The following is an 8,032-nucleotide window of genomic DNA, read 5'->3' on the forward strand; positions in this document are numbered from 1 at the left end:
GGGATGTATCTCTTTTATTCTGGACTAACTATACACTTAAGTATGGATACTATTCCTTATGGAACAGAAGTTGTTATTCTTGAACTTGCTTATCAGGGACAAAATGTAAAAAGTTATTATGATATTTTTAATGATGAAGAAGGTAACTTTATAACTGGTGCTCGCAATAACGATAATAATGGTCCTTATTCAATAAGTGTGCCTATCAATGCTTTAATTTTGCCTAGAAATAAAGATATCACCTTAGATTTTAATATTACGCTTTTAAAGGATGGCGTTATTCTCGATAAACTCAAATCTCAAGAGGAAATTCGTATAAGCTCTAGCTCTTTTTTACTTATGGAATGGTTCATTCCTACAATAAAAATTTTGGCTTACTACTCCATAAAAAAAGGTGACTCTAATGATTCAAAATCTTGCTCCAAAGACAACATTAAAGTTATCAAAAATGTTTTTTCAAATCACATAGAAAACAATCCAGAAGAACGAGATTTTTAAAAAATCAAATGAAAATCTTATCAGGTACTTCAATAGATTTGAGAGAATGTGTTAAGGATTTCAATAATAGAGCAAATACTACTAATGACAAGAATACTATTTTCTATGCATCAGCTCGAATAATAATCAATAACTTAGAGTCAGGAAAATGGTTGCATATAGAAAAAGGTCTAGCAGAGATTAAAAATCTGAGCAAATTAATGGGCATTAGCAATGAAATATTAGAGGATGTTTACTCTGGTTTTGAAACCCTTAAAAACCAAGACAAACCTACAGAAGCTTCTGATAATCTAAAAGCATTAAAGATTCTTGGTTTGTTAGAAGGAGCTACTATCGAAGAAATGCGTAGAGCTTATAGGTTAAAGATCAAAGATTTTCATCCTGACAAATACACTCACTTACCTGAATCTGTGAAACTGGTACTTCAAGAAAAAGCTCAAGAACTAAACCTTGCAAAAGAAACACTACGATTTTAGCACTCAATAACGTTGAAACCTTTATATGACTACAAACAGTATTTCCATGAACAAAAGCTATGTCTGCACCATTACCCTACCACGCGGCAATCTTGATTTAACCTATCAAACCAATTCAGCCACTACGAGAAATGGGGCAGAACCAAGTAACGATTATCAATTAGAAGACTTACTTGGCTTTGCACAACGCATTAACCCAAAACGTGCCTTTTTGTTTGTCTCAAAAGTATTAGGTCGTCATATTCCAGTGGCTCCTAGCACCATGCGTCATGCTTTTACTGACTTGGCGAATTTGGTTCCTAGCGATTTGCCTGAGCCGATTTTAGTCATCGGCATGGCTGAGACAGCCGTCGGCTTATCTGCGGGGGTACATCAAGCGCTACAAACGCGTTATCCCAATGCCTTACTATTGAACTCTACGCGTCATGCGCAACACGATGACAGTCATGACAGTAGCAGCGACTCTTTATTAACCACTTTCAGCGAAGACCACAGTCATGCCAGCCAGCATCTCATTTATCAAAGTGCAGATACAGTGACCCAAGCGCAGTTACTAGCGACCAAGACCTTGATTATGGTGGATGATGAAGCATCGACAGGCAATACTTGCGTCAATGTCGTCACTGCCCTTCGTAACGCAGGACTTGACCAACTAGAGCAAGTACATCTTACCACTTTGGTTGATTGGTCTTTAAACCAGAATCAGAATGCAGCCGATGTAAATGAAGCTGTGTCTGACCAAATCGCAAAACGCCTGCCCAATATCCACTTTCAACGTCATCATCTACTGTCTGGTGCATGGACTTGGACGGATGCGCCCAATCCTGAACCAATAACGATGCCGTCGGTTGATACAACTGAAGCAGGCAGTCAGTCTCTAGGTAACACTGGTAATTGGGGACGTTTCCCAACTCTAGATAGCACCGATGGGTTTGATGATTATCTTTTGAAGTTTCAAACTGCCTTTAACATTTTTAACAAGCAAGCTCAACCTGAGAAAGAGCCGTTTGATAAAGAACAGTTGCCACAGCGTATCTTAGTATTGGGCAGTAATGAGTTTGTTTGGTTGCCGTTTTTATTGGCGGAATGGCTTGCGCAAAATACGCATGTAGAGAATAGTAAGAATACGGTTAATTTTAGTGCGTTAACCCGCTCACCGATTGCGCTTGGTGGCGCAATTACCTCGATGCTAAGTTTTAATGATAATTATGGGCTTGGTATGACCAACTTTGCGTACAACGTTACACCTAGCAATTGGGATTTGATTGTCTTGTGTGTGGAAACGTCCGCTGATAGCGTTGATGACATGTGGCAAGGTTTGGATAATGTGTTGGTGGTGAGTCCGACGCTGTAAATTATTTTATAAGAACTGTCCCATTAAAACCACCATCTAAATCCCGCTCTGCTTTTCACATTCAACCCTTACGGACACCTTTATGACCAGCCCATTCTTTCAAGCCAAGCCTGATATTCTCAAGCCTTACGCGCTAATGGATTTGGACGATACGCTCTTTCAAACTCAGCGTAAAATTGACGCATGGGACTTACCCACCACTGAAGCTGAAAACTTAGTTTGCGCAACCGTTAACAAACAAGGCGAGCCATTAAGTTTTATGAGTCAGCGCCAAGCCACGTTTTTTAACTGGCTACTTGTTAGCACTGATCTAATCGTAGTGACGGCACGTGACCGTAGTGAAATCCAGCGTGTTAAACTGCCTTTTGATAGCTGGCAAATTTTGACTCATGGCGCGATTATTCTTGACAAAGACGGTATGTTACAAGCCCAGTGGCAACAGCATATGTATAATAAGCTTGCGCCATTGCAAGAAAAATTGCAGCAGCTGAGCCAGCTATTCGCGAATCACAGCAAAAATGACAGTAGCCAGCTGGTCTTTACACCGCATATCGATAGCTTTAACAATGGCGCTGATAATAGAGAATTAACCATTTATCTGGCTATTAAGCATGGGCAAAAAGACCATCAAGCATTAGTAGATCTCGCTGCAAAACTGCCAACATTAATACGAGACTTTGAGCAGGATTTTTATGTGCACGTGAATGCGAATAATCTAGCGATATTGCCGCACGCAGTTCATAAGCGCCATGCGGTACAGTTCTTGTTAGCTAATCATTTAGACAGTCAACGACCAAGCTTTGGCTTTGGTGACAGTTTGGCTGATTTACCATTTTTACAGCTGCTTGACTGGTATGGTATGCCCAATCATGGTCAGTTACATGAACGACTTAGCTCTCAATCATTCTAAACACTTAATCTCTCCTAAATAAAAACAATAATCGCCGCCGTTTATAGAAGTAGAAATTATTTTATGACTCATCATATAACAAACCCTAATGTTCAAAAATTAGAAGCATATGGCTCAGGCAGCTATCTTGCAAGTGATGTGACTGTACTGCTCGATATAGTCGCTAAAGACGCGGTCGCCGATGTACCAGTCAGTCAAAAAGAAGCACTTATTCAAAGTGGGCAACGTCATTATTCTGATATGTTGACCTTGGAGCAAGCGCCTACTGCTATGCATGAGCAGCTATATACGCAAGCATTAGAGCAAGGAGCTGAGAGGACTGCCACTGATATTGCTAATTTGGCTTATACGCTACACCACATTTTTCAAAAATCTCGAAATGAACATATCGTTAGTAATGAGCGCCCGCTAGTCTTAGTCAGTTTGGTGCGCGCAGGTTTGCCAGTTGGCGTTTTGTTGCAACGCGCATTAGCAGATGTTAATAGCGGCTATGCTTTGCCGAGTGTGCATTATGGTATCAGCATCATTCGCGACCGCGGACTTGATCCAGTTGCGTTACAGATGATATTGAATGCTCATCCAGATAGCCCTATCGTATTTGTTGATGGCTGGACAGGCAAAGGCGCGATTTATCAAGAGCTTGTTCATAGTTTAGAAAAATTTAGCGATCCTAGCCATGCAAACTTTGCCAATATCTTTCATCAAGGGGCAGATGTTATTCCCTTATTAACGCTGGCTGATCCAGCTGGCGTTGCTTGGCTTGCAGCTAGCATTGATGACTGGCTGATTCCCTCAGGGCTATTAAATAGTACGGTTTCGGGGCTTATATCACGTAGCTTATATACTGAGCCAGCATTGGGGCTACACCGCAGCGTGTTTTATGATAACTTAATTGAGGTAGACCATAGCTTAGCTTTCATCGCTCATATCGATGCAGCGCGCCGTGCATTAGCCCCATCTTTGCCGTGCTTGCCGACGTTTCAGCAGCCGCGCTATCAGACAGCTGCTTTAATCGACAAGCTGGCAGCAGACTACGATATTGCCAATCGTAACCGCATTAAGCCAACGATTGCAGAGGCAACACGGGCGATATTGCGCCGTGACCCTGAACGCATACTATTAGCCAGCGCTGATCATCCTGATACCATACTGCTAAGACATTTATGTGCCCAGCGAAATATCATTGTTAGTGTATTAGGTGATAAAATACATCCCTATCAAGCCATCACGCTTATCAAGCAACGTAGCGAAGACCATTAATCATTGCTACACTCGCGGTTTTTATAAACCAGACCCGTCTCAAAACCAAAGCAGCGAAAGAGAAAAGTACAAGTAATCCTTCTTTTCGGCTAAACGAATTTGACATTACCAAACGTATTTTTGGGTTTGCGGTCATTGCTGCTAAGCCATACCGCTTGATGATACTTCTTAGATTTTATATTCATTCACTTATCACTATTGATGATGCCAATTATGTCAGACATGCAAAACAACGAGTCTACTCTTTATCAAAACACCCAGTCTTACGCTCACCTCATTACTGAGCGTCATGCGATGCTCAAACCACATGCGCATCACCCTTATCAGTTGGGGGCTAGCCTATACATGCCAGCAACTCGCCAAGATATTTGGCAAGTCATTAAGCGTGATAAGTTGCCAACGATTAATAGTATTATCATCTGCCTAGAAGATGCCGTCAGCCATAGTGATGTTGAGCTGGCACTTCAGCGCTTGCAAACGTTGCTGCATACGTGGGCGACGCATGTCGATAGCATCAATGACCCATCAAAACATGCCGACATTCAGATTGAGCAACCAACACGCCCGCTGGTATTTATACGCCCGCGTCATCCAGCGATGTTAGAGCAGCTCTCAGGTTTTGCCCATATCGATTTGATTGATGGCTTTGTCATGCCGAAAGTCGATATGTATAGTTTGTCTAATTGGCGTATGGCCTGTCAAAATCTGAGTACTGAGCAACTATTGATGCCGACGCTTGAAACCGCAGCGTTATTTAATCCGCATCATAATCAGGAATTGGCCATTGGTTTTAAAGAAGCCTTTAGCCAGCCAGTTTTTGCCTTACGTATCGGCGGCAATGATTTGTTTGCAGCATTGCGTTTGCGCCGTCCCAAAAACAGCATCGTTTATGATACCCCTATCGGCACCCTTGCCTATCAGCTGCTCGGCTGCTTTGTGCCGCATGGCTTTTATTTAACAGCGCCTGTCTTTGAATATTTGGATCAGCCAACGCTATTTATGCAAGAGCTAACCCGCGATGTTAGCTTAGGATTGGTCGGCAAAACAGTCATTCATCCAAGCCAAATTGCGCTGGTGCAACAAGCCTATTGCGTACCATTGAGCATTTTAGATGAGGCGCAAGCAATCTTGCATAGCGAGGCAAAAGCGGTGTTTAAATATAATAATACTATGCTAGAGCCTGCTACCCATCGCGCGTGGGCAACAGAAATCGTCAATCGTGCCGAGGCATGTGGCACTCTTGATGACGGCAATAATGACTATACGGCACGGTTATAAATAAAAATCTTAAGGTTAATAAGGCATGTCCTCAACCTGAACGAAAGCGCCTAAGTTTCAAATCAATATTTCAAATGCACTCTCTTACATGCGCTCAATAAAAAAGCCGTTATCACATTCAAGATAACGGCTTTTTTAGCACAAAGGTTCCATCACTCTATTACTATTAAAACGATGCCTTATTTAGGGCTATTTCAAGACCAACTCAAAATTAGACACAGTCCGCTAAAAAGGTGTTAATCACTCGATTGACCTGCTCAGGCTCTTCTACGGTGGCGGTATGACCAGCGCCCTTGATCACTGCCAATTTAGACCCTGCTATCGCAAAATGCATACGTTCAGCCTTTGAATAAGGGGTTGCTGTGTCCTCATCACCGACCACAATTAATGTCGGCACCGTAATACTTCCTAGCTGATCGTAGGTGCCTGACCGCTCAATGACGCCCATCGTTGCCTTAATGACTCCGCCTTTGCGATTGCCTTGTAGCATCGTTAACCACTGCTTACGATCAGACTTACGCAACTTATCTGTCAAAAAAGTATTGCCAAACATAATAGGCATGACCTTGTTACTCACGCGTTTGAGACCCAGCCAACGAATGGCTTTGACCAGCTTACGATACTGCGGCACGTTTTTGGGATCTTCAGGATCAGCAGAAGTCTCTAACAGGGTAAGCGACAGCAATAACTCAGGGCGTTTGAGTGCGACACGCTGGGCGACAAACCCGCCCATCGACAACCCTAACAAATGGCATTTATGAATATCTAGTGCCTCTAATAATGCCAATGTATCCTCGGTTAAGGTTTCCATATCATAGCCAGACTTGGTTATTTCAGACTGACCTTGTCCCCGAAAATCAAACGTAATACAGCGATAACCGGCTTTAAAATACTCAACTTGCTTGTCAAATAGGTGTGTATTCCACAGCAGACCGTGGGCAAATACCATGACGGGTTTTTGCTTATCGTTTGGCGCGCTGTCTTCATAATAAAGTTCAACATTATTGACATGAATAATTGGCATAACCACTTCCTTGTTGGTTTAATAAATAAAAAATCAGTCTTTGAAAACCTGCCTTTTAGGGCGTGTCTTCATTTTAAAAATGGTGAAAAAAATAAGATAAATTGCCGCCAAACAAGGAAAATAGCACAAATAATATCTAGATATTCATCAGCTAGTTGACGCAGTTTGGCAAAATTTAGCCATTTTCAACCCATTTAGAGAATGCTCGATTGAATTGAGGACATGCCTTAGCATAATTCAACCTTTCTACAGATAGTAGCCTTATTTTTGAATGGTAGGTTTAATAGTTTTAGCAATATGATAGCAGCAAAAAACACCATACCTGAATCATGTCTTAAGCGCGCACACATCCTGCTTTTATAATAAGCTCAAACTGCTATAGTATTTGGCATTGCATTATTTGTCACATTTACTGCCAATAGCTAGTGTTACCAAAAACGTTTTATAGAAAACTCAATTAAGGATATCAACCATGTCACACCCTCTCGTCGAATATCAAGTAGAAAACCATATCGCAACCATCACGATGAACGATCCCAAGACACTCAATGCCTTTAGCACAGTGCTCAAAGATGCCATGATGAATGCACTGACGAACGCAGATGAAGATAAAGACGTCAGAGTCATCATCCTGCAAGGCGCAGGCAATAACTTTTCAAGTGGCGGGCATATCGGTGAGATGTTAGAAAACGGCATGGAAAGCGAGGCGCTGTCGAATAAGCTAAACTTTATGGTTGGCGAAGTCGCTGAGATTAGCTTAAAGTTGCGTAATATTCATAAGCCNNGGCGCAGTGGCAGGTGCTGGCATGAACTTGGCACTGACTTGTGATTTTCGCATAGCCGCTGATAATGCCAAATTCGTGCAAGCCTTTGTCAATATCGGTCTAATACCAGATGCTGGCGGCATTTATTTACTGAATCAATTGATCGGTGTGGCAAAAACCACTGAGATGGTCATGCTTGGCGATAAACTCAAAGCGGAAGATATGGCACGCTTAAACTTGGTTAATGATGTGGTCAGTAGCGACGAGCTGGATGCTAGCGTATTGGCATTGGCAACGCGCCTGAGCAATCTGCCCGGAAAAGCATTGGCATCAATGAAGCATATGATTAATACGCACGCTTATATGGGTCTCAATGAAGCGCTCGATATGGAAGTGGATCAACAGACCATGCTTGCTAAAACGGATGATTTTAGAGAAGGTATTACCGCCTTTATGGAAAAACGTAAG

Annotated in this window: 7 protein-coding genes and 1 pseudogene; 7 read left to right on the forward strand and 1 reads right to left on the reverse strand. The window is 42.2% G+C overall.

The genetic code is table 11. The features are described from left to right. The 6 genes from B2575_RS08070 to B2575_RS08095 all read left to right on the forward strand — a co-directional run. On the forward strand, positions 1–498 hold a 498-nt coding region (locus B2575_RS08070; protein WP_296241098.1), incomplete at its 5' end, for a hypothetical protein. An 8-nt stretch (positions 499–506) separates the two neighbouring features. Beyond that, on the forward strand, positions 507–974 hold the full coding sequence (locus tag B2575_RS08075) for a J domain-containing protein (protein WP_296241100.1): 468 nt from the start codon (positions 507–509) through the stop codon (positions 972–974). Positions 975–1,020: 46 nt separating this feature from the next. Then, positions 1,021–2,328 carry a phosphoribosyltransferase domain-containing protein gene (locus B2575_RS08080; protein ID WP_296241102.1) on the forward strand — a complete coding sequence of 436 codons (1,308 nt, stop codon included), beginning with the start codon at positions 1,021–1,023 and terminating at the stop codon, positions 2,326–2,328. Between the two features lie 82 nt (positions 2,329–2,410). Next, positions 2,411–3,238: an HAD hydrolase family protein gene (locus tag B2575_RS08085; RefSeq protein ID WP_296241104.1), complete on the forward strand. Its 828-nt coding sequence runs from the start codon at positions 2,411–2,413 to the stop codon at positions 3,236–3,238. Positions 3,239–3,301: 63 nt separating this feature from the next. Further along, positions 3,302–4,498 (forward strand): cysteine protease StiP domain-containing protein, encoded by a 1,197-nt coding sequence (locus B2575_RS08090; RefSeq protein WP_296241105.1) that lies wholly within the window; start codon positions 3,302–3,304, stop codon positions 4,496–4,498. A gap of 213 nt (positions 4,499–4,711) precedes the next feature. Next, a complete protein-coding gene (locus B2575_RS08095; protein ID WP_296241107.1) occupies positions 4,712–5,776 on the forward strand; it encodes an HpcH/HpaI aldolase/citrate lyase family protein in 1,065 nt (354 codons plus the stop codon). Positions 5,777–5,987: 211 nt separating this feature from the next. On the opposite strand, the gene B2575_RS08100 is transcribed toward B2575_RS08095, so the two are convergent. Next, positions 5,988–6,800, reverse strand: coding sequence for an alpha/beta fold hydrolase (locus B2575_RS08100; protein WP_045451322.1), 813 nt, complete (start codon positions 6,798–6,800; stop codon positions 5,988–5,990). Between the two features lie 472 nt (positions 6,801–7,272). Here B2575_RS08100 and B2575_RS08105 point away from each other — a divergent pair. Next, a pseudogene (locus B2575_RS08105) lies at positions 7,273–8,032 on the forward strand (enoyl-CoA hydratase/isomerase family protein); the annotation flags it as partial.

This window comes from Psychrobacter sp. UBA6739 (assembly GCF_002453835.1).
GTDB classification, from domain to species: Bacteria; Pseudomonadota; Gammaproteobacteria; order Pseudomonadales; family Moraxellaceae; genus Psychrobacter; species Psychrobacter immobilis_A.